Raw genomic sequence first — 24,449 nt, 5'->3', positions numbered from 1 at the left:
AAACGGCCGTCGAAACAACAGGTTGCAGGAAGCGCGCAGGGTAGCACAGCGGCGGGCAGCGTGCTTTTCGCTACAATCTGCCCTTTCTTGAGCGGTGGCAACAGATGGATTGGCGAGGCGAGCAATGAGCGGGGCGACGGGAACCCGGACGGGCCGGTATGACGTGGCCGTGCTGGGCGCGGGCGCGGCCGGCATGATGTGCGCCGCCGTCGCCGGCCAGAACGGCGCCAGCGTGGTGCTGGTCGATCACGCGACCAAACTGGCCGAGAAGATCCGCATCTCCGGCGGCGGCCGCTGCAATTTCACCAACCTGCAGGCGGGGCCGGCCAACTACCTGTCGTCCAATCCGCACTTCTGCCGCTCCGCGCTGGCGCGCTATACCCCGCAGGACTTCCTCGACCTGATGCGCCGCCACGGCATCGCCTGGCATGAGAAACATCGCGGCCAGCTGTTCTGCAATGACAGCGCCGAGGACGTGATCGCCATGCTGCGCGCGGAATGCGACACCGGCCGCGTACGCTGGCAGACCGGCTGTGCGGTAGCGGAAGTCCGCCGCGAGGGCGATGACTTCGTGTTGCTGACCTCCGCCGGCACGATCCGCGCCGGCGCCCTGGTGGTGGCAACCGGCGGGCTGTCGATCCCCAAGATCGGCGCCACCGACTTCGGCTACCGCATCGCGCGCCAGTTCGGGCTGGGCATCGTCGAAACCCGGCCGGCGCTGGTGCCGCTGACTTTCGACGGCAAGGACTGGACCCCGTTCGCGCCGCTGGCCGGCGTGTCTCTGGAGGTGGATGTCGCCACCGGCAACGGCAAGACGGCGGGCGCGTTCCGCGAAGACCTGCTGTGGACGCACCGCGGGTTGTCCGGGCCGGCGGTGCTGCAGATCTCGAGCTACTGGAAGCCGGGCACGCCGATTGCCATCGACCTGTTCGACGGAGAAGACGCCGCGGCCTGGCTGCTGGAGCAGAAGGGCGGCAGCCGCAAGCACCTCGGCAACCTGCTGGCGCAGCGGCTGCCGGCGCGGCTGGCCGACGCATGGTGCGCCGCCGCTGGCGTAGATGCCGCCATGCCGCTGCACGATGTCACGGACAAGGGACTGCGCAAGCTTGGCGCATCGCTCAACGGCTGGCGCATTGTGCCGTCGGGCACCGAAGGCTATCGCAAGGCTGAGGTGACGATCGGCGGCGTCGATACGCGCGCGCTGTCCTCGGCCACGATGATGGCGCGCGAGGTGCCGGGGCTCTACTTCATTGGCGAGGTGGTCGATGTGACGGGCTGGCTGGGCGGCTACAACTTCCAATGGGCCTGGGCGTCCGCCGTCGCGGCAGGCAAGGCGGTGGCGGAGGCCAGCCGCAGCGCTGCCGCGGGACAGTCAGTGGCCTGACCGCCGATCCTGTTTGTGCTCAGGGCCCGCTTTTTCCGTGCCCGTTGCGCGCCACTTCCGTGCTCGGGGCTTGGTGCTACAATCCAGAACTTCGTAAAGCCGCTATCCCGAAAATCGAAGCTGTTCTGAACCGGGCCTCGCGCTTGCACCAACCCGCTGTGGCGCCACGCTTCGGCGGGTTTTTGCGTTATGGGCCTTGCAGTGGGCGGCTCTCGCCGCCACCTGTGAGTGTCCGCACACTTTCTGGAAGATCACGATGTCCCTCAAAGCCCGTATCAGCGAAGATATGAAGACCGCCATGCGCGCCCGCGAAACCGAGCGCCTCGGCACCATCCGCCTGCTTCTGGCCGCGATCAAGCAGCGCGAGGTCGACGAGCGCACGGAACTTGACGATACCGCCGTGCTGGCCGTGGTCGAGAAGCTGATCAAGCAGCGCAAGGATTCAATCTCCCAGTTCCAGCAGGCCGGCCGCAACGACCTGGCCGACAAGGAACTTGCCGAAGTCGAGGTGCTGAAGGTCTACATGCCCGCCGCGCTGTCCGAGGCCGAAGTCGCCGCCGAAGTCCAGCAAGCGGTCGCCGCCACCGGGGCTGCCGGCCCGCAGGACATGGGCAAGGTCATGGGCGTACTCAAGGGCAAGCTCGCCGGCCGTGCCGACATGACGGCCGTGTCGGCGCTGGTCAAGGCAGCGCTGGCTCCGAAGTAAGTGCTGATTTAATCAGATATAGGCGTGATGCACGCCGGATCGTCGGGATTCGGCGTAAATGCACGGAGTTGATAAACATTGCGGGCGGCCTGAGCGCGCTGCACTACAATATTCCGATAGCAACCGGGCGCCGCACCGGTCACGCATTCCTAGAAATTGCCTCCCGTCGCGGGACGGCCAAGCCTCAGGACGGTCAGTCGGGTGATTCCGCAAGCCTTTATTCAGGACCTGCTCAACCGTGTCGACATTGTCGATGTGGTGGGCAAGTATGTGCAGCTGAAGAAGGGCGGCGCGAATTTCATGGGGCTGTGCCCCTTCCATAACGAGAAATCGCCGTCGTTCACGGTTTCGCCGACCAAGCAGTTCTACCACTGCTTCGGCTGCGGCGCCCATGGCTCGGCCATCGGTTTCCTGATGGAGTACTCCGGCCAGTCCTACCCGGAGGCGGTGCGCGAGCTGGCGCAGTCGGTCGGCATGACCGTGCCGGAAGAGCGCGACCGGCTGCCGCCGGGGCAACGCGCCGAACAGCAGGCCCGCTCGGTGGCGCTGTCCGACGCCATGACCCGCGCGACCGACTTCTACCGCCGCCAGCTGCGCACCGCGCCGCAGGCGATCCAGTACCTGAAGGGGCGCGGGCTGACCGGCGAGATCGCCGCGCAGTTCGGCCTGGGCTATGCGCCGGACGACTGGCAGGGGCTGGAAGCGGTGTTCGGCAGCTATCGCGACGACAATATCGCCGCGCCGCTGGCCGAATCGGGCCTGCTGATCGAAAGCGACAAGCGCGACCCCGACGGCAAGCCGCGGCGCTATGACCGCTTTCGCGACCGGATCATGTTCCCCATCCGCAACACCAAGGGAGCCGTGATCGGCTTCGGCGGCCGCGTAATGGGCCAGGGCGAGCCCAAGTACCTGAACTCGCCGGAAACCCCGCTGTTCAGCAAGGGGACCGAACTATACGGCCTGTTCGAGGCGCGCCATGCCATCCGGGAAACCGGATACGTATTGGTGGTCGAAGGGTATATGGACGTCGTGGCACTGGCCCAGCTCGGTTTTGCCAATGCCGTCGCTACCCTCGGCACGGCGTGCACCCCCGTGCACGTGCAGAAGTTGCTGCGCCAGACCGACGCGGTGGTGTTCTCGTTCGACGGCGATGCCGCCGGCCGCCGTGCGGCGCGAAGGGCACTCGAAGCCTGCCTGCCGCATGTGGCCGACAACAAGACCATCCGCTTCCTGTTCCTGCCGGCCGAGCACGATCCCGACAGCTATGTGCGCGAAGAGGGCACCGAAGCCTTTGCCACGCAGGTGCGCAATGCCATGCCGCTGTCGCGCTTCCTGCTGCAGTCGGTGACCGAGGAGCTTGACCTGCGCCAGCCCGAGGGCCGGGCCCGCGCCCAGTACGAGGCCAAGCCGCTGCTACAGGCGATGCCCGCCGGCGGCCTGCGGCTACAGATTGTGCGCGAACTTGCCGATGCCACTGGTACGACACCTGCCGAGATCGAGGCCATCTGCGGCTTGCGCAGCGATCCGGCCCGCGTGGGCCGTTTCGAGAAGCCGCGCCCGCGGGCAAGGCGGCAGGCGCCGACCGGCCTGGAGCAGCGCGTGATCCAGTTGCTGATGTGCTATCCGGCACTGTCCGCCCGGCTCGACGAAGACGCGCGCGCCTTGCTGCTGGATGGCGAGGGCGGCACAGGCGGAGAGAGCGAAGTGCTGACGCACCTGGTGTCGACATGCGATGGCCTGCAGGGCGAGGTGAATTTTGCGGCATTCAGCGAGCGGCTGGCCCAGTCGCCATATGCCGAACTGTACGCGGCTGCGCGCACCGCCGTGCTGAAGGAAGAGATCGAAGAGGCGCCTGCGACGCAGGAGTTCGATGCCGCCATCACCAAGCTGCTGGCAGAGCCGTTGCGGCGCGAACTCGACATGCTGCAGGCCGAAGTCGTGGCAGGGACCGCCGATGAGGCGGCCAAGCAACGCATGCGCTGGCTGGTGGGCGAGATCCACCGGCGGCGTCAACTTGGCTGAAGCGCGGCGGCGCGACGGCTATCAACCGGGAGGCAGGTTCAGGCGTTGGATGAGGGACTAGGCCGGCACCGCCGAGCTTAAGCCTTGATTTTTCAGGTGAAAACCTCACCTGACAGGAAGCTGGCTATCCGTGGCGTGCTACAATAGCCGGTTTGGATTGCGAAATCTTTCTTCCCAGTTCTGGTGAAAGTGAGCGTGCCAATGGCAAAGGCCAAAGCAACCGAAAAGGTTACAACGAAGGCTCCCCAATCAGGGAGCGGCAAGGCGTCTGCGAAAACGACGGCGGCGAAGACATCGACCGCGCCAGTCAGGACACCAGCCCGGTCTGCGCCATCCAAGTCCGTGCGTAGCGCGCAAGCGCCCGCCGTGACCACTCCTGCCAGGACTCGCACATCCAAGGAAACACAGGCCTCGACTTCGGCACGCGAGGGCGCCAGTACGAGCGGCAAGGTTGCCGTGTCTGCACCAGTGAAAGGCAAGAGTATCACCGTGGCGAAACAGCAGAATACCGAAGTCGAGAGCAAGCGAGCGGCAGCAGCCGGCGCCAAGAGCGGGGCCGCCAAGGCGGACAGCACCGCGACGGCATCCAAGGCGCGCACCGCGACCCCTGCATCCGTTGCATCCGAGCGTCCCGCTGCCCCGGCAATCAAGCCGGAGCCGAAAAAGCGCGGCCGCAAGCCCAAGGCCGAGATGCAGCACGACGACAGCACAACAGACGACGTGACTGAAGAGTTTTACGAGAACGACGTGCGCGCCGCGACGCCCGCAGCCGCGCCGAAGACCGAAAAGCAGAAGGCCAAGGACCGCAAGGCCAAGGAAAAGGCGCTGCTCAAGGAGTTCGCCTCGACCCAGCAGGGGACGGAAGAGGAGCTCGAGCTGCGTCGCCAGAAGCTCAAGGCGCTGATCAAGCTGGGCAAGTCGCGCGGCTACCTGACCTACGCGGAGATCAACGATCACCTGCCGGACGACATGGTCGATTCGGAAACGATCGACACGCTGGTCGCAACGCTGAACGACATCGGCATCGCCGTCTACGAACAGGCGCCGGATGCCGAGACGCTGCTGCTCAATGACAACGCGCCGTCCGCCACCAGCGAGGAAGAAGCCGAGGAAGAGGCCGAGGCGGCCCTGTCCACGGTTGACTCCGAGTTCGGCCGCACCACCGACCCGGTGCGCATGTACATGCGTGAAATGGGCACGGTCGAGCTGCTGACCCGCGAGGGCGAAATCGAAATCGCCAAGCGCATCGAAGCCGGCCTGAAGGACATGGTGATGGCGATCTCGGCATGCCCGGTCACCATCTCCGAGATCCTGGCCCACGCCGAGCGCGTGGCCAACGACGAGATCAAGATCGACGAGTTCGTCGACGGCCTGATCGACCCGAACGCCGATGAAGCCCCGGAAGCCCCCTCGGCCCCGGCGGCGGCGTCCGAAGACGAGGAGGAAGGCGACGAGAACGACGACGAGGAAGGCGACGAGGAAGACGACGACGAAGGCGGCGCCGGCGCCGGTGCCTCCGCGCGCCAGCTGGAAGAGCTGAAGCAGAACGCGCTGGAAAAATTCCGCGTGATCGCCGAGCAGTTCGACAAGATGCGCCGTGCCTTCGAGAAGGAGGGCTACAAGTCCAAGCCTTACGTCAAGGCCCAGGAAGCCATCCAGGCCGAACTGATGGGCATCCGCTTCACCGCCCGCAATGTCGAGCGCCTGTGCGACACGCTGCGCGGCCAGGTGGACGAAGTGCGCAAGCTCGAGCGCTCGATCCTGAATATCGTGGTCGACAAGTGCGGCATGCCGCGCTCGGAATTCGTCGCCCGTTTCCCGGGCAACGAGACCAACCTCGAGTGGATCAACACCGTGGTGGCCGACGGCAAGGGCTACAGCGCCATCGTCGAGCGCAACGTGCCGGCAGTGCATGAGCTGCAGCAGAAGCTGATCGACCTGCAGTCGCGCGTGGTGCTGCCGCTGAAGGAACTGAAGGGCGTCAACCGCAAGATGGCCGAGGGCGAGCGTCGTGCCCGCGAAGCCAAGCGCGAGATGACCGAGGCCAACCTGCGCCTGGTGATCTCGATCGCCAAGAAGTACACCAATCGCGGCCTGCAGTTCCTCGACCTGATCCAGGAAGGCAACATCGGCCTGATGAAGGCGGTGGACAAGTTCGAATACCGCCGCGGCTACAAGTTCTCGACGTATGCCACGTGGTGGATCCGCCAGGCCATCACGCGCTCGATCGCCGACCAGGCGCGCACCATTCGTATTCCGGTGCACATGATCGAGACGATCAACAAGATGAACCGCATCTCGCGCCAGATCCTGCAGGAAACCGGCAATGAACCGGATCCGGCAACGCTGGCCGAGAAGATGGAGATGCCGGAAGACAAGATCCGCAAGATCATGAAGATCGCCAAGGAACCGATCTCCATGGAAACGCCGATCGGTGACGACGACGACTCCCATCTGGGGGACTTCATCGAGGACACCAACACGCTGGCCCCGGCCGAAGCGGCGCTGCACGGCTCCATGCGCGACGTCGTCAAGGACGTGCTGGACTCGCTGACGCCGCGCGAAGCCAAGGTGCTGCGCATGCGCTTCGGCATCGAAATGAGCAGCGACCACACGCTGGAAGAGGTCGGCAAGCAGTTCGACGTCACGCGCGAACGGATCCGCCAGATCGAGGCCAAGGCCCTGCGCAAGCTGCGCCACCCGAGCCGCTCCGACAAGCTGAAGAGTTTCCTGGAAGGCAACTAAACGCTTCCAAGGGCCTCTAGCTCATGCCTGGTTAGAGCAGCGGACTCATAATCCGTTGGTGCCGTGTTCGACTCACGGGAGGCCCACCAATGCTGTGAAAGAAGGGGTTACGGTGAATGCCGTAACCCCTTCTTTGCTTTGTCGCCAGTGACTTCCAGAAGCCCGCATGTGGCAACGCCGCTTCCAATGGCCAGCACACCACACGTTGAGGTGCAGGGCGCGATCCCTGGAGGAACCTCTGCCCGTGTAGCGATGGACTAAGGTAGTCGGATGCAACCCGTTCGCACCCGTTCAACCCGAAGAGGAGTCAAATCCATGTCCTATATCGACGGATTCTTGCTGGCCGTGCCGCAGGCCAATCGCGAAACCTACCGCCAGGTGGCGCAGAAGGCCGCAGCGGTGTTCAAGGAGCACGGCGCGCTGAAGGTGGTGGAATGCTGGGGCGATGACGTGCCGGAGGGAAAGGTGACGTCCTTCACCATGGCGGTCAAGCGCAAGGACGATGAAGCGGTGGTGTTCTCCTGGATCGTGTGGCCGTCAAAGGAGAAGCGCGACACCGGCATGAAGGCGGCGATGGAAGACCCGCGCCTGAAGGAAGGGATGGACCCGATGCCGTTCGACGGTCAGCGGATGATCTACGGCGGCTTCGAGGTGATTGTCGACGAGTAAGGTCGCAGGGCGCCGTCGTAACGAGCACCGCGCCGGCGTGGCAGCGCCGGCGCCAGGCATGCCGGTTCAGATCAGGTGGAAGACCATGCCCAGGGCGATCGCGCCGCCCAGGGTTTCCACTGCTGCGAGGGCGAGAAGGTTCTTCAGTACGAATGCGTCTTCTTTTTTCGTCACCATGGTCTGTCTCCCGGTCATTGGAATCGTCTTGGTGCTCCATTGACTGCGGCGATGTGCCGCCTTGGCTGTGCCATATCAATGTGATACCAGTAGACCCCATGCGCGGCGCGACCGGAAGCTGGCGGAAACCCGCTCGGAGAAAACCCCGATTCCTGGCTGGGCGAGTGCGAGTGATGATTGACAGGCTTTACAGGTGACGCCAGGCGCGCGCCGCCCGGCGCTCTGTTGTCGGCCGTACGACCCGCATTTGGGTGATGTGGGCCTTGGCGCGATCGGACAAGATCACCGCGTGGGTAATCGGAAGGTTGCCCCGCTACCACTTGAGCCCCGCTGCCCTCCCCGGCACCGGGGCTTTTTCCTTGCCAGGCGGCCAGCTGGGCCCGTGGCAGGCCTCATGTGCGGCGGCTACACGAAGTGGGGCAAGATGATCCAGGACAACGGCATCCGCGGCGACCGAGTCACCTGGACGCCGCGCCGGTGGTGGACGGATCTCCCTGTCAGGCCGCCTGCTGTGCAGGCTGGGCCGGCTGACTCGCCGGCCGCGCCGGCAAGGGCAGGACGGTGGCCAGGCCTAGGAACTGGCTCGAAGTGCGCAGGAACTGCTGGCAGGTCTGGCGGAATTGCTCGAAGTCCATATTGGTCTCGGTGGTCGGAAGGTGGCGTCCGCGCGGCCGGTTCTGGCTCGCCTTGTCAACGGTGCCGCCGGCATCATCCATTGCCGATGTGACAGTTTCTTGAAATCGCCCCGGCGGGGGCCGCGCAGTGTCGCGGCGCGCCTGCACACCCGCCCCATGCTGGTCACTCTAGCGGCAGAAATGCTAAAATTTAAGTCTTTGATTCTCTTGGCCAAAAGCTGCAAGCCCTGTGCAAGCGGCATGGCCGCGCCGGCGCCTCCCCGGTGTCAGCCGAGAGCCAGGGCGAGATGAGTTCCAGACGCGTATCCGTTTGTGCCGGGTTCGCCTCCCGCCAGACACCGATACCCATGACCACTACGACCGCACCAGAACCCACCACCGCCGGGCAGACCGCGGTGCAGACCTTCGAAAGCTTTGGCCTGGACGCGCGCATCCTGCGTGCCTTGTCCGACCAGGGCTACACCACGCCCACGCCGATCCAGGCACAGGCCATTCCCGTCGTGCTGCTCGGCAAGGACGTGATGGGCGCCGCGCAGACCGGCACCGGCAAGACCGCCGGCTTCGCGCTGCCGATCATCCAGCGCCTGTTGCCGCTGGCCAATGCCAGCGCCTCGCCGGCGCGCCATCCGGTGCGCGCGCTGATGCTGACGCCCACGCGCGAACTGGCCGACCAGGTCTACGACAACGTCGCCCGCTACGCCAAGCACACCGACCTGCGTAGCACGGTGGTGTTCGGCGGCGTTGACATGAATCCGCAGACCGACGCCCTGCGCCGCGGCGTCGAGATCCTGGTGGCCACGCCGGGCCGCCTGCTCGACCACGTGCAGCAGAAGTCGGTCAACCTGTCGCAGGTGCAGATGCTGGTGCTGGACGAAGCCGACCGCATGCTCGACATGGGCTTCCTGCCGGACCTGCAGCGCATCATCAACCTGCTGCCGGCACAGCGCCAGACGCTGCTGTTCTCGGCCACGTTCTCGCCGGAAATCAAGCGGCTGGCCGCCAGCTACCTGAAGCAGCCGGTCACCATCGAAGTGGCGCGCAGCAACTCGACCAACGAGAACGTGCGCCAGGCGGTGTACCAGGTCGAGGACGGCCACAAGCAGGCCGCGGTGGTGCACCTGCTCAAGCAGCGCGCCGAGCAGTCGCAGTCGCGCCAGTGCATCGTCTTCGTCAACAGCAAGATCGGCTGCTCGCGGCTGGCGCGGCACCTGGAGCGCGAGGGCATCAACGCCGCCGCGATCCATGGTGACAAGACCCAGACCGAGCGCATGCAGACGCTGGACGGCTTCAAGAGCGGCACCATCGATGCGCTGGTCGCCACCGACGTGGCGGCGCGCGGGCTCGATATCCCCGACATGCCATGCGTGATCAACTTCGACCTGCCGTTCAGCGCCGAGGACTACGTGCACCGTATCGGCCGCACCGGCCGTGCCGGCGCCAGCGGCGATGCGCTGTCGATCTACGTGCCGGGCAACGATGAGCGCCTGTTGTCCGATATCGAGAAGCTGATCAAGCGCAGCATTCCGCGCGGCAAGCTGGAGGGCTTTGACCCGACCGGCGAGAAGTCGCGCCAGGACGAGGCAGAGCGCCGCCGCCAGCGCAGCGACCTGCGCCGTGCGCGCGGCAGCGGCGACGAGGAGCGGCCGCGCCGCCACGAGCACAGCGGCAGCCGCCAGGTGTTCCGCCCTTCCGACGATCCGTTCTTCTCGCGCCCGTACGAGCCCAGCGCAAGCAGCTCGCAGGTCAAGCCGTCGGAGGAAATCGCCGCCGCGCTGAGCCGTGGCCGCCAGGCGCCCAAGCGCCCGGTCGCGGCGCTGCTGGGCGGCGTGCCGCGCAAGTCCTGAATCCTAAGTTTTAGGTCCTAAGTCCTGATTGGGCGACCCGCCCGAGGCGGCCTGCGGGTCAGGCCGCCGCCATTCGCTGGCGCCAGTCCTCCGTGGCGCGCGCCAGCCAGTCCCGCACATTGCCTTCGTGGTTCGCCAGTCCCAGGTTCATGCCGGCCTGGCGCAGCGCCTCCAGAGGAGCGCCGGTGTCGATCGCCTGCGCGCCGCTCTGCTTGCTCAGCTTTTCCCCGATCTCGTTGACCACCACCGGCACGTGCAGGTAGCTCGGCGTGGGCAGGTCCAGCAGGTGCTGCAGGTGGATCTGCCGCGGCGTCGAGTCAAGCAGGTCGGCGCCACGCACGATATGCGTGATGCCCTGCAGGCCATCATCCACCACCACCGCCAGCTGGTAGGCCCACAGCCCGTCGGCACGGCGCAGCACGAAGTCCCCCAGCTCGGTCTCGAGGTCCTGGCACTGGCGCCCCTGCCAGCGGTCGTCAAAGCAGATCGTGGCGGCCGGGCCGTCCGGCACGCGCACGCGCCACGCGCGCGGCAGCTTGCCGTTCAGGCCATGACGGCAAGTGCCGGGGTAGCCCAGCGTCTGGTGCCGCTCGCGCACGTGCACCAGCGAATCGGCGATTTCCTTGCGTGAGCAGCCGCAGGGGTAGAGCTGCCCGGCGGCATCGAGCCGGCGCAGCGCCTCGGCGTAGTGCGCCTCGCGCCGGCTCTGCCACACGGGCGGCTCGTCCGGCGTCATGCCCAGGCGCGCCAGCGTCTGCAGGATGTCCTGGTCGGCGCCGCGCACGCAGCGCGGCATGTCGATGTCCTCGATACGCACCAGCCACTGGCCGCCGTGCGCGCGCGCATCCAGCCAGCTGGCCAGCGCGGTGACCAGCGAGCCCATATGCAGCGGGCCGGTCGGCGAGGGGGCAAAGCGGCCGCGGTAGCCGGCCGCCGAGGCAAACATTGCAGCCGTCACTGCCATGCGGACACCCTCAGCCGGCGAGTTCGGGTTGCAACAGCAGTGCCTGCGCCAAGCGCGGGTCTTCCAGCTTGCCGGCCCACCACTGCAGTGCCTTGCCGCGGTTGCTGGTGCGCCACGCCACCTTGAAGTTGCCCGGGGCGCGCACCTCGACGGTCTCGCGCGCCTGCAGCACGCCGCTCTCGATATGCGGCTGCGCCATCGGCGCCGGCAGCCAGCCGCAGCCCAGGCCCCGGATCTGCGCTTCCAGCTTGTCGCGCATGGTCGGCACCACCAGCACGTCCTGGCCGGCCAGCACGCCATGGGTGCGCGCGGGCAGGTTGCGCGAGGTATCGCCCACCGCGACGATGCGGTGCCTGGCGATCTGGATGGTGGTGAGCGGGCCTTCCTCGGTGGCCAGCGGATGGTGCGCCGCCACCGCGAACACGAACGGCATCGTACCCAGCGGGCGGATCTGGAAGCCCTGCGTGCTGGGCGCGTCGTAGGCGCCGCCGATCACCAGGTCGGCACGGTTGCTGACCAGCGCGTCCCAGGCGCCGCCCAGCACTTCCTTGGCAAAGCGCAGCCGCGTGGCAGTGTTCTCTGCATAGAAGTCGTGGACCACCGGCAGCAGCGCGCGGAAATTGATCAGGTCGTCCACCACGATGGTCAGCGTGGCTTCCCAGCCGGTGGCCAGCCGCTTGACGCGGCGCGCCAGGTCGTCGGCGGCGTGCAGCAGGTGGCGGCCTTCGTCGAGCAGTGCGCGTCCGGCCGGGGTCAGCTCGGCGCGGTGCCGGCGCCGGTCGAACAGCAGCACGTCCAGGTCTTCTTCCAGCTTGCGCACCACATAGGTCAGCGCGGAGGGCACCTTGCCCATCTCGTGGGCGGCGGCGGCGAAGCTGCCCTTGCGCTCGATGGCGTCCAGGACTTCGAGGGATTCGAGTGAGAGTGGCATATTCAGAAAAACTGAATGAGTGCTTCTAAGGCGGTCCCCGTAAATATACGCGTCGGGGCCTAAACTTCCTAGCATCAACAACGCAATACATGCCATCCAGCGGTCCCAGGCAGTTCGGATGCCGGTGGCGACACGGATACAGGCCAAGGAGGGCCATCAAAATGATTGAAATCAGAAAGTCTGCAGAGCGCGGTTATGCGGATCACGGCTGGCTGAAGTCCTATCATTCGTTCTCGTTTGCCGACTACTACGATCCGCAGCATGTGCAGTTCGGGCCGCTGCGCGTGATCAACGAGGACCGCGTCGCGCCGGGCATGGGCTTCGGCACGCACGGCCACCGCGACATGGAGATCATCAGCTACGTGCTCGAAGGCGAACTGGCGCACAAGGACAGCATGGGCAACGGCAGCGTGATCCGTCCGGGCGACGTGCAGCGCATGAGCGCCGGCACCGGTGTGCGGCACTCGGAGTACAACCACGCCGCGCACGATACGACCCACTTCCTGCAGATCTGGATCATGCCTGCGCAGAATGGCATCGAGCCGGGCTACGAGGAAAAGCACTTCGAGGCGGCCGACAAGCGCGGCAAGCTGCGCCTGGTGGCCAGCCAGGACGGCGCCGACGGCTCGGTGGTGGTGCACCAGGACGTGCGCCTGTACGCCGGGCTGCTCGATGGCGAGGAGGCCGCCACGCTGGCCCTCGCGCCGGGTCGCCGCGCCTATGTCCATGTCGCGCGTGGCCGCGTGCTGGTCAACGGCAAGGCGCTGGAAGCGGGCGATGCGGCCAAGCTGGAGTCGGTCGGCGAGGTCGCGCTGTCTGGTGGCGATGACGCCGAGGTGCTGGTGTTCGACCTGCCCTGACCATCACGCGTAGATTCGCTTGAAAATCCTGCCCGCCAACCGGCGGGCTTTTGCTTTTTGTGTCGCAACGGGTAGGGTCAGGTACCGCTGTGCTATCTTCTCGCTATGCATTGCGCTTGCGCCGGCACATCGGGCGGGGCGCCCCCCTTGGAACACCCGTACCAAGATGACCTTTGTTTCTATTCTCCTGGCGCTGATCGCCGAGCAGTTCCGCGCCCTGGGCCGCAACAACCCGATCCACGAGATCGTGCGCGCGCTGGGCGACCGCGCCGAGCATGCCTTCGATACCGGCCGCCCCCGCGATGCGGCGCTGGCGTGGTTCACCGTGGTGCTGCCGCTGACGCTGGCAGTGGTCGTGGTGCACTACCTGCTCGCATCGATCAGCGTGGCGCTGACGCTCGCCTGGAACGTGCTGGTGCTCTACATGACGCTGGGCTTCCGCCAGTTCAGCCACTACTTCACCGATATCCATGAGGCGCTGAACCGCGACGACGTCCATACCGCGCGCACGCTGCTGCATGAGTGGACCGGCATCGACACAGTCGATATGCCTGTCACCGAGATCGTGCGGCACACGCTGGAAGCGGCGATCATCGCCGTGCACCGGCATGTGTTCGGCGTGTTCTTCTGGTTCCTGGTGCCGATCGGACCCGGCGGCGTGGTGCTGTACCGCGTCGCGGAATACCTCGGCCGCCACTGGAACGAGCCGTCGACCGAACGCAGCCCCGCGCTGGGCCGCTTTGCCGCGCGCGCGTTCTACTTGCTCGACTGGATCCCCTCGCGCCTGACCGCAATCGGCTTTGCCATCGTGGGCAATTTCGAGGATGCGGTGTATGCGTGGCGCAACCATGCGCGCAAGTGGAACGATGCGGTCAACGGCATCCTGCTCGCCAGCGGCGGCGGGGCGCTGGGCGTGCGCCTGGGCACGCCGCTGGCCGAGGACGATTCCACCGTGGTGCTGCGTACCAGCGCGGTCGGCCCGGCGGTGGACTATGCGCCGGGCATGGAAGAGGACAACGGTCCTGAGCCGTCGGCGCCGGAGTTCGGCGCCGAGCCAGGCGTGCGCACGCTGCAGTCGGCTGTCGGGCTGGTATGGCGTGCGGTGGTGCTGTGGATGCTGCTGCTCGCCATGGTGTCGCTGGCGCTGTGGGTGGGCTGATACCGGCGTCGTATATGAAAGGGCCGCCCGGCGCTAGTCGCGCGCCGCGCCGCAGCGCCAGCAGGCGCCAAATTGCGCCTCATGCCATTCGTGGCAGTGGCGGCATTGCCAGCTTGGCCCTGGCACCGGGTTCGCGGCGGCATTGAGGGCTGCCCACGCCTGCGCTTCCATGTCGTCATCGAGCAGCCAGACCTGCGGCGCACTTTCCCGGAATGGGATCTCGCCGGTGGCGCCACCCAGCCAGGTGTTGCGTAGTTCCGCCCGGATGCCGGCGGCCCGCAGCACATTCTGGCAATGGGCGGCGTGAACCAGCGAGGTGGCGTACAGCAGCAGTTTCATGGCGACTCACCGGTTACCCAGGCGCATTCACCTTACCACGGCTTCTGCTGGCTGGACTCGTGCAGCAGCTGCGCGTAGAGCTGGTGGCGGCGCTCGGCGATCGCTCCCGACGCCACTGCCGCCAGCACGCCGCAGCCGGGTTCGTTGGTGTGGTGGCAGTTGTAGAAGCGGCACTCCGTCAGCAGCGGACGGAACTCGGGGAAGGCGCGTTCCAGCATGCCTTCGCTCAGGTGGTACAGGCCGAATTCCTGGAAACCGGGCGAGTCGATCAGCGCACCATGGCGCCCGTCGATCATGCCCCAGTCCGCCGGCAGGTGATACAGCCGCGTGAAGGTGGTGGTGTGCTTGCCGGAATCAAGCTTGGCCGAGATCTCGCGCGTCTGCGCATCCACCCCGGGAATCAGCAGGTTCAGCAGCGACGACTTGCCCATGCCCGACTGGCCGATCAGGATGCTGGACAGCCCCGCCAGCCGCGGTTGCAGCGCCGCCAGCGCCTGTTCCGGGTTGGCGCGCACCGACAGTTCCAGCGTCTCATAGCCCAGCTCGCGGTACAGCGCCAGGCGCCGGCGCGCCTCGTCCAGCCGCTCGGGCAGGTCGGTCTTGTTGAGCACGATCAGGGGCCGGATCTCCAGCGCCTCGGCCGATACCAGCGCACGTCCCAGCAAGTCTTCGGAAAAGCCCGGCTCGGTCGCCAGCACGATGATGACCTGGTCGATATTGGCCGCCAGCAGCTTGGACTTGAACTGGTCGGAACGGTGCAGCAGGTTCTTGCGCGCCTGGACCCTGGTGATCACGCACTGGTCCGCCGCGGCGCGCTCGACGCTGACATGGTCGCCCACGGCGCTGTCGCTCTTCTTGCCGCGCGGGAAGGCATGCATGCGCGTGCCGTCGGCCAGCTCGACGACGTAGTGCCGGCCGTGCGCGGCGATGATCAGTGCGGGCTCGGCGCTTGTGCCTGCATTTGTGCCTGCATTTGCGCGTGCATTCGCGCCGGCATTATTGGCGCCGCCGGCGCCGCGGTGTCGGGAGGTACGGCTCATGCGTGCGCCAGCAACCGGTCGATCCGCTGCGCGGCGGGCGGATGCGAGTAGTAGAAGGCGCTGTAGAGCGGATCGGGCGTGAGGGTCGAAGCGTTGTCCTTGTACAGCTTCACCAGTGCCGACACCAGGTGGCCGGCGTTGGTCTGGTCGGCGGCGAAGGCGTCGGCCTCGAATTCATGGCGGCGCGACGACTGGCTCGACAGCGGCCCCAGCAGGAAGGTGAACACCGGCAGCGTCAGGAAGAACAGCACCAGTGCCAGCGCATGGTTGGATACGCCCAGGTTGGGCGCCACGCCGAGGCCCGTGTAGAACCACGTGCGCGTTGCCAGCCAGCCCAACAGCGCCAGGAATACCAGGCTCAGCGCAAAGGTGACGGCGATGCGCTTGGCCACGTGGCGGCGCTTGAAGTGGCCGAGTTCGTGCGCCAGCACCGCCTCGATCTCGTCGCCCGACAGGCGCGCCAGCAGCGTGTCGAAGAAGACGATGCGCTTGGCCGCGCCGAAGCCGGTGAAGTAGGCGTTGCCGTGCGCGCTGCGCTTGCTGCCGTCCATCACGAACAGGCCCTTGCTGGCAAAGCCGCAGCGCTGCATCAGGCCCTCGATGCGCTGGCGCAGCGATTCGTCGGCCAGCGGCTCGAACTTGTTGAACAGCGGCGCGATAAAGGTCGGGAACACCACCAGCAGGAACAGGTTGAAGCCCATCCATACCAGCCACGTCCACAGCCACCACAGCGAGCCGGCGCGTTCCATCAGCCACAGCACCGCCAGCAGCAGCGGCAGGCCCAGCACGCTGGCGACCGCCAGCATCTTGACCATGTCGGCCAGCCACAGGCCGAAGGTCATCTTGTTGAAGCCAAAGCGCTCCTCGATGCCGAACTGGCCATAGAGCGCGAAGGGCAGGTCGACCAGCCCCCCGATCACCGCCACGCTGGCGACCAGCGCCACGCCATACGCATAGCCCGGGCCGAAGGTCTCCAGCCAGAACTGGTTGAGCCACTGCAGCCCGCCCAGCATGGTGAAGCCGATCAGCACCGCGGCGCCTGCCAGCACTTCAAGCATCGACAGCCGGGTGCGGGCGACGGTGTAGTCGGCCGCCTTCTGGTGCGAGGCGAGCGAGATGGTGTCGGCAAACCGCGCCGGCACCGCGTTGCGGTGCTGTGCCACATGGCGCACCTGGCGCGCGGCCAGCCAGAGCTTGGTCAGCACCATCAGCACCAGCGCGGCGAGGAAGACAAAGGTGAACATCGGCAAGAGCCTTGGAACGGATATGCGAGAATTATAAGTTGTTCGCGTCCGCCTCCGCCGCCGACGCTTCCCCAAATCCCTTTCTCAGCAGTCCCGATGACCACCCACGCCACCGCCAAATCCGTCAAGAGCGAACACAACCTGATCTGGCTCGATATGGAAATGACCGGCTTGCAGCCGGATACCGACCGCATTATCGAAGTGGCGATCGTCATTACCGACTCCGAGCTCAATATCCTGGCCGAAGGCCCGGTGCTGGTGATCCACCAGAGCGACGCCGTGCTCGACGGCATGGACAACTGGAACAAGGGCACCCACGGCCGCTCCGGCCTGATTGACAAGGTCAAGGCGTCCACGCTGACCGAGGAGCAGGCCGAGGCCGAGCTGCTGGCCTTCCTCAAGCGCTGGGTGCCGGCCGGCAAGTCGCCGATGTGCGGCAACTCGATCTGCCAGGACCGCCGCTTCATGGCGCGCTACATGCCCAAGCTGGAGGCGTTCTTCCACTACCGCAACCTGGACGTGTCCACGCTCAAGGAGCTGTGCAAGCGCTGGGAGCCGGTCATCCACAAGGGCTTCGTCAAGCGCCAGCTGCACACGGCGCTGGCCGACATCCTGGAATCGGTGGAAGAGCTGCGCTACTACCGCACGCACTTTATCCGTCACACGCCGCCGGGCGCACCGGCCGCCGCTACTCCGGCTGCTGATACTCCGGCTGCCGACACCCCGGCGCAATAAGCCGACGCTAATAAGCCGGCGCTAATAAGCCGGCTTCGCGGCCTCCGACAACAACAACCAACCACCACCGACGGGGCGCGCGCTGCCCTCCCGGGCACCTCCCGTCGAGCCTGCCATGTTCGAGCGCATCGTATCCATCATCACGCCGGTCATCCTGATCATCCTGGTCGGGTGGCTGTACGGGCGCAAGGCCCACCCGGACATGGCCGGGATCAATCGCGCCACCCTCGATGTGATCGCGCCGCTGCTGGTGGTGTCGGCTTTTGTCAGCAAGGACTTCGTGCTGGCAGACCAGCTGGCGCTGCTGGTCTGTGCGGTGGCGGTGGTGCTCGGTTCGGGCGTGCTGGCGTGGGCGGTGGCGCGGCTGCTCAAGGTCGATCCGCGTACCTTCGTGCCGCCGATGATGTTCAACAACTGCGGCAACATGGGCTTGCCGCTGTCGGTCTTTGCCTTCGGCCACGCCGGGCTGGCTCCGGCGGTGGCGCTGTTCGCGGCGTCGAACCTGATGCACTTCACCCTCGGCCTGAAGATCGTCAACCGGCATGCGTCGATGGCACAGATCGCGCGCAACCCGATGGTGCTGGCCACGGTGGCCGGTGTCGGGCTGTCGCTGGCGCGGCCCTGGTTCACCATGCCGGACCCGGTCTACCAGTCGGTCAAGCTGCTGGGCGATGCCACTGTGCCGCTGATGCTGTTCGCGCTGGGCGTGCGCATGAAGGACGTGAGCCTGCGCAACTGGGGCATGGGCGTGGTGGGCGCGGTGGCGTGCCCGCTGACCGGCGTCGCGGTGGCGCTGCTGCTGGCGCAGTGGGTGCCGCTGACGGAACTGCAGCGCGGGCTGCTGTTCGTTTTCGCGGCGCTGCCGCCGGCGGTGCTGAACTTCCTGATCGCCGACCATTTCCGGCAGGAGCCCGACCAGGTCGCGTCGATCGTGCTGCTCGGCAATATTGCCGCGGTGGTGTTCGTGCCGCTGGGGTTGTACCTGGGATTGCGCTGAGGCGCGGGATGGCTGCCGCCGGCAGGCGCCGGCGGCGCGGTTGGGGTGTGACTTACGCAGCAGGCTTGGCGCGCACCGCGTTCTTCGGCCGCCAGGCCTTGACCACGGCCTCGTCGGTTTCCATGTAAGGCCCGCCGATCAGGTCGATGCAATACGGCACCGCGGCAAAGATGCCTTGCACCACCGGCTTGCCGTCGGCATCGCGCAGGCCTTCCAGCGTCTCGCGGATGGCGCGCGGCTGGCCGGGCAGGTTGATGATCAGCGCGGCGCGGCTGGCGGTCTCGCGGATCACCGCCACCTGGCGCGACAGGATCGCGGTCGGCACGAAGTGCAGGCTTACTTGCCGCATCTGCTCGCCGAAGCCCGGCATTTCCTTGGTCGCCACGGCCAGCGTGGCCTCCGGCGTGACATCGCGCCGCGCCGGGCCGGTGCCGCCGGTGGTCAGCACCAGGTCGCAGCCGGCCACATCCACCAGCTCGATCAGCGTGCGCGAGATCTGCGCCTGCTCGTCCGGAATCAGCCGCTCCACCGCCTGCCACGGCGAGGTCATCGTGCGGCCGAACCACTCGCGCAGCGCCGGGATGCCTTCATCCTGGTAGGTGCCGGCCGAGGCGCGGTCCGAGACCGAGACAAAGCCGACGACGAGTTCGTCGGGATGGTTGCGGGATACCGGCTGCGTCGACTGCGTGGTCTGGGTCATGCCTCGGGCTCCGGTGAAGGGGCTGCGTCGGTGGAGGCAGCGCCGTCCTTGGCGTCGAGCGCTGCCTTGATGGCCTGGAACAGTTCGCGGAAGTAGCGCGGCGGCTTGGCCTGCTCCTTCTCCTTGCGTGCGTTGCGGATGATGTTGCGCAGCGACTGCACGTCGGCGACCGGGTGCTCGCCGAGGAAGCGCGTCAGCGCCGCGTCGTCGGCCAGCAGCAGCTCGCGCCAGCGCTCGATCAGGTGCATGCGGGCGGTCTCGGCCTTGCTGGTGCCCTTGAAGCCTTCCAGCGCGGCGCGGATCGCATCGACCTCGTCGTCGTCCAGGCCGCGCATGACCTTGCCCACGAACTGCATCTGGCGGCGCTTGCCTTCATGGCTGGTGATGCGGCGGGCCTCGTGGATGGCGTCGGCCAGCGACTCGGGCATGGGCACGCGCGCCAGCCGGTCCTTGGGCAGCGCTTCCAGCTCGGCGCCAAGGTCCTGCAGGGCGGTCATGTCGCGCTTGCGCTGCGACTTGCTTTTCGGTTCGTCGTCTTCGGGCTCCGGCGAAAACGCGCCGGGGAAGCGCGAGCCTTGGGAATTACGGGAATTTCGCGTCATGACCGGCATTTTATCTTGCTATGATTCCCGCTTGGACTTTTGATGACCCCCAGGCACGGATCCCCCATGGACCAGATCGCAGAACAGACCGCGCATTTCACCTACACCCAGGCCCAGCTTAGCGAGATGGCCGCCGATGTGCTGCGTGTGGCACGCGAGCTGGGCGCAACGGACGCCGCCACGGAGATCTCCGAAGGCAGCGGCCTGTCCGTATCGGTGCGCAAGGGGCAGGTGGAAACGATCGAGCAGAACCGCGACAAGGTGGTCGGCGTCACGGTCATGATCGGCAAGCGCCGCGGCAATGCCAGCACCTCGGACTTCTCGCCGGCCGCGCTGCGCGCCACTGCCGAGGCAGCCTACAACATCGCCCGCTTCACCGCGGAAGACGAGTGTGCGGGCCTGGCCGAGGAAGAGCTGCTGGAGCGCTCGCCGCAGGACCTGGACCTGTTCCATCCGTGGACCATCGATGCCGAGGCCGCCATCGACATCGCCACCCGCGCCGAGGCCGCCGCCTTCGCGGTGTCGCCGCGTATCCGCAACAGCGACGGCGCCAGCGTGTCGGCGCAGCATTCGCAGTTCGTGCTGGCGACCACGCGCGGTTTCTCGGGCGGCTATCCGTATTCGCGCCATTTCATCTCGTGCGCGCCGATCGCCGGCAGCGGCAGCGGCATGCAGCGCGATGACTGGTACTCGTCCAAGCGCGCGCCGCTGGCACTGGCCAACCCCGAGGACATCGGCCGCTACGCCGCCGAGCGCGCGCTGGCGCGGCTGCAGGCGCGCAAGCTGTCCACGCGCCGCTGCCCGGTGCTGTTCGAGGCGCCGCTGGCCGCCGGCCTGCTGGGCGCCTTCGTGCAGGCGGTGTCGGGCGGGGCGCTGTACCGCAAGTCCACCTTCCTGTGCGATACGCTGGGCAAGGCCGTGTTCGCGCCGCACGTGCAGATCCACGAGCAGCCGCACACCCCGGGCGCGATGGGCAGCGCCCCGTTCGATGAGGAAGGCGTGCGCACGCGCGAGCGCGACGTGGTGCGCGACGGCGTGGTGCAGGGCTACTTCCTGTCGACCTATTCTGCGCGCAAGCTCGGCATGAAGACCACCGGCAACGCCGGCGGCTCGCACAACCTGACGCTGCACAGCAACCTGACCGAGCCTGGCGACGACTTCCCGGCGATGCTGCGCAAGCTCGGCACCGGCCTGCTGGTGACCGAACTGATGGGGCAGGGCGTCAACTACGTCACCGGCGATTATTCGCGCGGCGCGTCGGGCTACTGGGTCGAGAACGGCGTGATCCAGTACCCGGTGGAAGAAATCACCATTGCCGGCAATATGGCCGAGATGTTCCAGCAGATCGTTGCGATCGGCGCCGATTCGCTGATCCGCGGCACCAAGGAAACCGGCTCGATCCTGATCGAGCAGATGACCATCGCCGGCAACTGATCGGCACTGACCGACTGGCGAGCCGCCTGCGGGCGGCTCGCTTGCGTTTACGCGAGGAACATGCGGTACGCCGGGTTGTCGCTGACTTCCTGCCACGGATAGCCCAGCGTGGCCAGCCGCTCGCGGAAAGCCTGCACCTGGCCGTCGGTCACCTCGTCGGTCACCTGAATGCCGGCCAGCACCGATCCCGTATCGCCGCCCTGGTTGCGGTAGTGGAACAGGCTGATGTTCCAGTCCGGCGCCAGCGCCGACAGGAAGGCCATCAATGCCCCCGGCTTCTCGGGGAATTCAAAGCGGAACAGGCGCTCGCCGCGCGCCAGCGGCGAGCGGCCGCCGATCATATGCCGCACGTGCTCCTTGGCCACCTCGTCGGCGGTCAGGTCGATCGCCGGGAAGCCGTCGGCGTGCAGCGTGTCGAGGATCTCCGTCGCCTCGCCGGCCGTGCGCAGTTGCATGCCGACAAAGACGTGCGCGGTCTGCGCATCGGCAATCCGGTAGGTGAACTCGCTGATCTGCCTGTGGCCCACGCGGGCGCACAGGCGCCGGAACGCGCCGCAGGTTTCGGGCAGCGTCACGCCGAACATGGCTTCGCGCGCATTGCCCAGTTCGGCGCGATCCGCGACGAAACGCATGCGCTCGAAGTTGATATTGGCCCCGGAGGTCACCGCCACCAGCGTCTGGTTGCGCAGGCCCTCGCGCATCGCATACTGCTTGGCCGCTGCCACCGCCAGCGCGCCGGCGGGTTCCAGCACGCTGCGGGTGTCCTCGAACACATCCTTGATCGCCGCGCACAGCGCGTCGGTGTCGACGGTGACGATCTCGTCCAGATAGCGCCGGCACAGCCTGAAGGTCTCTTCGCCGACCAGCTTGACCGCGGTGCCGTCCGAGAACAGTCCCACTTCCTCCAGCTCGACGCGCCGCCCTGCGCGCACCGATTGCGCCATCGCGCACGAGTCGTCCGTCTGCACGCCGATGACCCTGATCTCCGGCCGCACCGCCTTGACGTAGGTGGCCACGCCCGCGGCGAGGCTGCCGCCGCCGATCGGCACGAAGATCGCGTGGATCGGGCCGCGGTGCGCGTTGAGGATTTCCGCCGCGACGGTTCCCTGGCCGGCGATGACATCGGGGTCATCGAATGCCGGGATGAAAGTCAGTCCGTGCTCGGCCTGCAGCTGCATCGCATGACGGTAGGCGTCGGTATAGGAGTCGCCGGCCTGCACCACCTCGACGGTGGGCCCGCCGTGCGCGCGCGCTGCGTCGACCTTGACCTGCGGCGCCGTGGTCGGCACTACGATCAGCGCGCGCACGCCGAGCCGCGCCGCGGACAGCGCCACGCCTTGCGCATGGTTGCCGGCCGAGGCGGTGATGACGCCGCGCCGCAGCGCTTCCGGGCTGAGGTGCGCCATCTTGTTGTAGGCGCCGCGCAGCTTGAACGAGAACACCGGCTGGGTGTCTTCGCGCTTGAGGTAGACCTGGTTGTGCAGCCGCGCGGACAGGTGCCTGGCAAAGTCCAGCTCCGTCTCGCGCGCCACATCGTAGACGCGCGCGGTCAGGATGCGCTTCAGGTAGGCGTGATGGTCGGATGCGGCGGAGGTGGCGACTTCGGTGGCGACTTCGGTGGTCGCTTCGGCAGTGGCTTGCATGGAGTGGCTCCGGGATTCGTTGTCGATTGCCCTGGAGCCGGAAAACAAAACACCCGCCTGCAGGGCGGGTGTTTGCGGAAATCTGGTTCTGGACGCGCGCTAACCCACCATTCGGAGAATGGTGCGAATAATTCGCGCGATGGGGAGGTGACGGCGGTCCATGGGGCAGACTTTGGGCGATGCGGCGGGATTTGTCAATGCCGCCGGCATCGGCTCAGGACTCTTCCGAAGGCGGCCGATCGTAGGTGACGAACGCATAGTCGAAGCCGTTGGCCTCGGAATGATGCGTCTCGCGCGCGGTTTCCAGCCATTGCGTGCGGTCGATCGGCGGGAAGAAGGCGTCGCCTTCCACGTCGGCATCGATCTCGGTCACGACCAGCCGGTCGGCGCAAGGCATCGCTTCGGCATACAGCTGCGCGCCGCCGATCAGGAAAATCTGGTCGACGCCCACGCACAGGCGCTGCGCGTCTTCCAGCGACGTTGCCACCTCGGCGCCTTCGATGCGCAGGTCCGGGTTGCGGCTGACCACGATATTGCGCCGGCCCGGCAGCGGGCGGCCGATCGAGTCCCAGGTCTTGCGGCCCATGATCACGGGCGCGCCCATGGTGGTGCGCTTGAAATGCGCCAGGTCTTCGGGCAGGCGCCACGGCAGCGTGTTGTCGCGGCCGATGGTGCCGTTGCGGGCCTTGGCGACTACCAGCGTCAGGATCGTCATACGGCCACCGGTGCCTTGATGGCGGCATGCGACTGGTAGCCGTCCAGTTCGAAGTCTTCGTAGCGGTAGTCGAAGATGCTGTCGGGCTTGCGCACGATCTTCAGTCGCGGCAGCGGCAGTGGCTCACGCGCCAGCTGGGTCTGCACCTGCTCGAAGTGGTTGTTGTAGATGTGGCAGTCGCCGCCGGTCCAGATAAAGTCGCCCACTTCCAGCCCGGCCTGCTGCGCGATCATGTGCGTCAGCAGCGCATAGCTTGCGATATTGAAGGGCACGCCCAGGAAAATATCGGCGCTGCGCTGGTACAGCTGGCACGACAGCTTGCCGTCGGCCACGTAGAACTGGAAGAACGCGTGGCAGGGCGGCAGCTTCATGCGCGGGATATCGGCCACGTTCCAGGCCGACACGATCAGCCGGCGCGAGTCCGGGTTGGCGCGGATCTGCGCCATCAGGTCGGTGATCTGGTCGATATGGCGGCCATCCGGCGCCGGCCACGAGCGCCACTGCGAGCCGTACACCGGGCCCAGTTCGCCGTTCTCGTCGGCCCATTCGTCCCAGATGCTGACGCCGTTTTCCTGCAGCCAGCGCACGTTGGTCGAGCCCTGCAGGAACCACAGCAGTTCCAGGATGATGGACTTCAGGTGCAGCTTCTTGGTGGTCACCACCGGGAAGCCTTCGCGCAGGTCGAAGCGCATCTGGTAGCCGAACACCGAGCGCGTGCCGGTGCCGGTGCGGTCGGCCTTGTCGGTGCCATGCTCGTACACATGGCGCATGAAGTCGAGATACTGTTTCATCGGCGCGGGGCAGGGGATGTGACGCGGGCGCTGGACCCGCAAAGCAGGCATTTTAAAGCAAGAAGGGCCACCCTTCCGGGCGGCCCTTCCGTCAGCGGGCCGGGGCGGCTGCC

The 24,449-nt window shown here is 66.7% G+C and carries 22 protein-coding genes and 1 tRNA gene; 12 read left to right on the top strand and 11 right to left on the bottom strand.

Features of this window, described 5'->3' with window-relative positions; all coding sequences use genetic code 11:
• Positions 1-124 precede the first annotated feature (124 nt).
• From AC5WJ1_RS12290 to AC5WJ1_RS12265, 6 genes are all read left to right on the top strand, one after another.
• A complete protein-coding gene (locus AC5WJ1_RS12290; RefSeq protein ID WP_133093085.1) occupies positions 125-1,384 on the top strand; it encodes a BaiN/RdsA family NAD(P)/FAD-dependent oxidoreductase in 1,260 nt (419 codons plus the stop codon).
• A 256-nt stretch (positions 1,385-1,640) separates the two neighbouring features.
• Positions 1,641-2,090 carry a GatB/YqeY domain-containing protein gene (locus AC5WJ1_RS12285; protein WP_133093084.1) on the top strand — a complete coding sequence of 150 codons (450 nt, stop codon included), beginning with the start codon at positions 1,641-1,643 and terminating at the stop codon, positions 2,088-2,090.
• A 201-nt stretch (positions 2,091-2,291) separates the two neighbouring features.
• Positions 2,292-4,112, top strand: a complete 1,821-nt coding sequence (gene dnaG / locus AC5WJ1_RS12280) for a DNA primase (RefSeq protein WP_494476155.1) — start codon at positions 2,292-2,294, stop codon at positions 4,110-4,112.
• Between the two features lie 201 nt (positions 4,113-4,313).
• Complete coding sequence (rpoD, locus tag AC5WJ1_RS12275; protein ID WP_494476154.1) at positions 4,314-6,857, top strand: RNA polymerase sigma factor RpoD; 2,544 nt, start codon at positions 4,314-4,316, stop codon at positions 6,855-6,857.
• A 10-nt stretch (positions 6,858-6,867) separates the two neighbouring features.
• Positions 6,868-6,946, top strand: a tRNA-Ile gene (locus tag AC5WJ1_RS12270).
• A 226-nt stretch (positions 6,947-7,172) separates the two neighbouring features.
• The gene (locus AC5WJ1_RS12265) at positions 7,173-7,526 is read left to right on the top strand and encodes a DUF1428 domain-containing protein (RefSeq protein ID WP_029045558.1); all 354 of its coding nucleotides are present in this window, start codon (positions 7,173-7,175) and stop codon (positions 7,524-7,526) included.
• 674 nt (positions 7,527-8,200) lie between these two features.
• Here AC5WJ1_RS12265 and AC5WJ1_RS12260 read toward each other — a convergent pair.
• The gene (locus AC5WJ1_RS12260) at positions 8,201-8,419 is read right to left on the bottom strand and encodes a hypothetical protein (RefSeq protein ID WP_133093081.1); all 219 of its coding nucleotides are present in this window, start codon (positions 8,417-8,419) and stop codon (positions 8,201-8,203) included.
• 266 nt (positions 8,420-8,685) lie between these two features.
• Here AC5WJ1_RS12260 and AC5WJ1_RS12255 point away from each other — a divergent pair, with 266 nt between their 5' ends.
• A complete protein-coding gene (locus tag AC5WJ1_RS12255; RefSeq protein ID WP_195427340.1) occupies positions 8,686-10,182 on the top strand; it encodes a DEAD/DEAH box helicase in 1,497 nt (498 codons plus the stop codon).
• 58 nt (positions 10,183-10,240) lie between these two features.
• Here the strand turns inward: AC5WJ1_RS12255 and gluQRS are convergent, their stop codons facing one another.
• Positions 10,241-11,146, bottom strand: a complete 906-nt coding sequence (gene gluQRS / locus AC5WJ1_RS12250; protein ID WP_135705620.1) for a tRNA glutamyl-Q(34) synthetase GluQRS — start codon at positions 11,144-11,146, stop codon at positions 10,241-10,243.
• Positions 11,147-11,156: 10 nt separating this feature from the next.
• Positions 11,157-12,077: a LysR family transcriptional regulator gene (locus tag AC5WJ1_RS12245; protein WP_133093078.1), complete on the bottom strand. Its 921-nt coding sequence runs from the start codon at positions 12,075-12,077 to the stop codon at positions 11,157-11,159.
• A 161-nt stretch (positions 12,078-12,238) separates the two neighbouring features.
• Here AC5WJ1_RS12245 and AC5WJ1_RS12240 point away from each other — a divergent pair, with 161 nt between their 5' ends.
• Both AC5WJ1_RS12240 and AC5WJ1_RS12235 read left to right on the top strand, forming a co-directional pair.
• A complete protein-coding gene (locus AC5WJ1_RS12240; RefSeq protein ID WP_133093077.1) occupies positions 12,239-12,937 on the top strand; it encodes a pirin family protein in 699 nt (232 codons plus the stop codon).
• A 166-nt stretch (positions 12,938-13,103) separates the two neighbouring features.
• Positions 13,104-14,096 carry a CobD/CbiB family protein gene (locus AC5WJ1_RS12235; protein ID WP_133093076.1) on the top strand — a complete coding sequence of 331 codons (993 nt, stop codon included), beginning with the start codon at positions 13,104-13,106 and terminating at the stop codon, positions 14,094-14,096.
• A gap of 33 nt (positions 14,097-14,129) precedes the next feature.
• On the opposite strand, the gene AC5WJ1_RS12230 is transcribed toward AC5WJ1_RS12235, so the two are convergent.
• The 3 genes from AC5WJ1_RS12230 to AC5WJ1_RS12220 are packed head-to-tail and all read right to left on the bottom strand — an operon-like array spanning position 14,130 to position 16,719.
• Positions 14,130-14,435, bottom strand: coding sequence for a putative signal transducing protein (locus tag AC5WJ1_RS12230; protein ID WP_133093075.1), 306 nt, complete (start codon positions 14,433-14,435; stop codon positions 14,130-14,132).
• Between the two features lie 32 nt (positions 14,436-14,467).
• Positions 14,468-15,475 carry a ribosome small subunit-dependent GTPase A gene (rsgA, locus tag AC5WJ1_RS12225; protein WP_494476153.1) on the bottom strand — a complete coding sequence of 336 codons (1,008 nt, stop codon included), beginning with the start codon at positions 15,473-15,475 and terminating at the stop codon, positions 14,468-14,470.
• Positions 15,472-16,719, bottom strand: a complete 1,248-nt coding sequence (locus AC5WJ1_RS12220; protein WP_135705618.1) for a M48 family metallopeptidase — start codon at positions 16,717-16,719, stop codon at positions 15,472-15,474. Before AC5WJ1_RS12220 ends, rsgA begins: the two co-directional genes overlap by 4 nt.
• Positions 16,720-16,815: 96 nt before the next feature.
• On the opposite strand from AC5WJ1_RS12220, the gene orn reads away from it, so the two are divergent.
• Together orn and AC5WJ1_RS12210 are read left to right on the top strand one after the other, a co-directional pair.
• Positions 16,816-17,454, top strand: coding sequence for an oligoribonuclease (gene orn, locus AC5WJ1_RS12215; RefSeq protein WP_494476152.1), 639 nt, complete (start codon positions 16,816-16,818; stop codon positions 17,452-17,454).
• Positions 17,455-17,569: 115 nt separating this feature from the next.
• Positions 17,570-18,451 (top strand): AEC family transporter, encoded by an 882-nt coding sequence (locus AC5WJ1_RS12210; protein WP_195427344.1) that lies wholly within the window; start codon positions 17,570-17,572, stop codon positions 18,449-18,451.
• A 52-nt stretch (positions 18,452-18,503) separates the two neighbouring features.
• On the opposite strand, the gene mog is transcribed toward AC5WJ1_RS12210, so the two are convergent.
• Together mog and yjgA are read right to left on the bottom strand one after the other, a co-directional pair.
• Positions 18,504-19,151 carry a molybdopterin adenylyltransferase gene (mog, locus tag AC5WJ1_RS12205; protein WP_135705615.1) on the bottom strand — a complete coding sequence of 216 codons (648 nt, stop codon included), beginning with the start codon at positions 19,149-19,151 and terminating at the stop codon, positions 18,504-18,506.
• Complete coding sequence (gene yjgA, locus AC5WJ1_RS12200; protein WP_276609583.1) at positions 19,148-19,753, bottom strand: ribosome biogenesis factor YjgA; 606 nt, start codon at positions 19,751-19,753, stop codon at positions 19,148-19,150. The genes mog and yjgA overlap by 4 nt, the downstream gene beginning before the upstream one ends.
• 66 nt (positions 19,754-19,819) lie before the next feature.
• On the opposite strand from yjgA, the gene pmbA reads away from it, so the two are divergent.
• On the top strand, positions 19,820-21,187 hold the full coding sequence (pmbA, locus tag AC5WJ1_RS12195) for a metalloprotease PmbA (protein ID WP_133093068.1): 1,368 nt from the start codon (positions 19,820-19,822) through the stop codon (positions 21,185-21,187).
• 47 nt (positions 21,188-21,234) lie between these two features.
• Here the strand turns inward: pmbA and ilvA are convergent, their stop codons facing one another.
• The 3 genes from ilvA to AC5WJ1_RS12180 all read right to left on the bottom strand — a co-directional run bounded on the left by ilvA (position 21,235) and on the right by AC5WJ1_RS12180 (position 24,336).
• The gene (ilvA, locus tag AC5WJ1_RS12190; protein ID WP_494476151.1) at positions 21,235-22,830 is read right to left on the bottom strand and encodes a threonine ammonia-lyase, biosynthetic; all 1,596 of its coding nucleotides are present in this window, start codon (positions 22,828-22,830) and stop codon (positions 21,235-21,237) included.
• Between the two features lie 214 nt (positions 22,831-23,044).
• On the bottom strand, positions 23,045-23,545 hold the full coding sequence (locus AC5WJ1_RS12185; RefSeq protein WP_116320889.1) for a dihydrofolate reductase: 501 nt from the start codon (positions 23,543-23,545) through the stop codon (positions 23,045-23,047).
• A complete protein-coding gene (locus tag AC5WJ1_RS12180) occupies positions 23,542-24,336 on the bottom strand; it encodes a thymidylate synthase (RefSeq protein WP_133093065.1) in 795 nt (264 codons plus the stop codon). The genes AC5WJ1_RS12185 and AC5WJ1_RS12180 overlap by 4 nt, the downstream gene beginning before the upstream one ends.
• Positions 24,337-24,449 lie beyond the last annotated feature (113 nt).

It is taken from the genome of Cupriavidus sp. MEYA8 (assembly GCF_059278825.1).
This window is presented reverse-complemented; position numbering and strand designations above follow the sequence as displayed.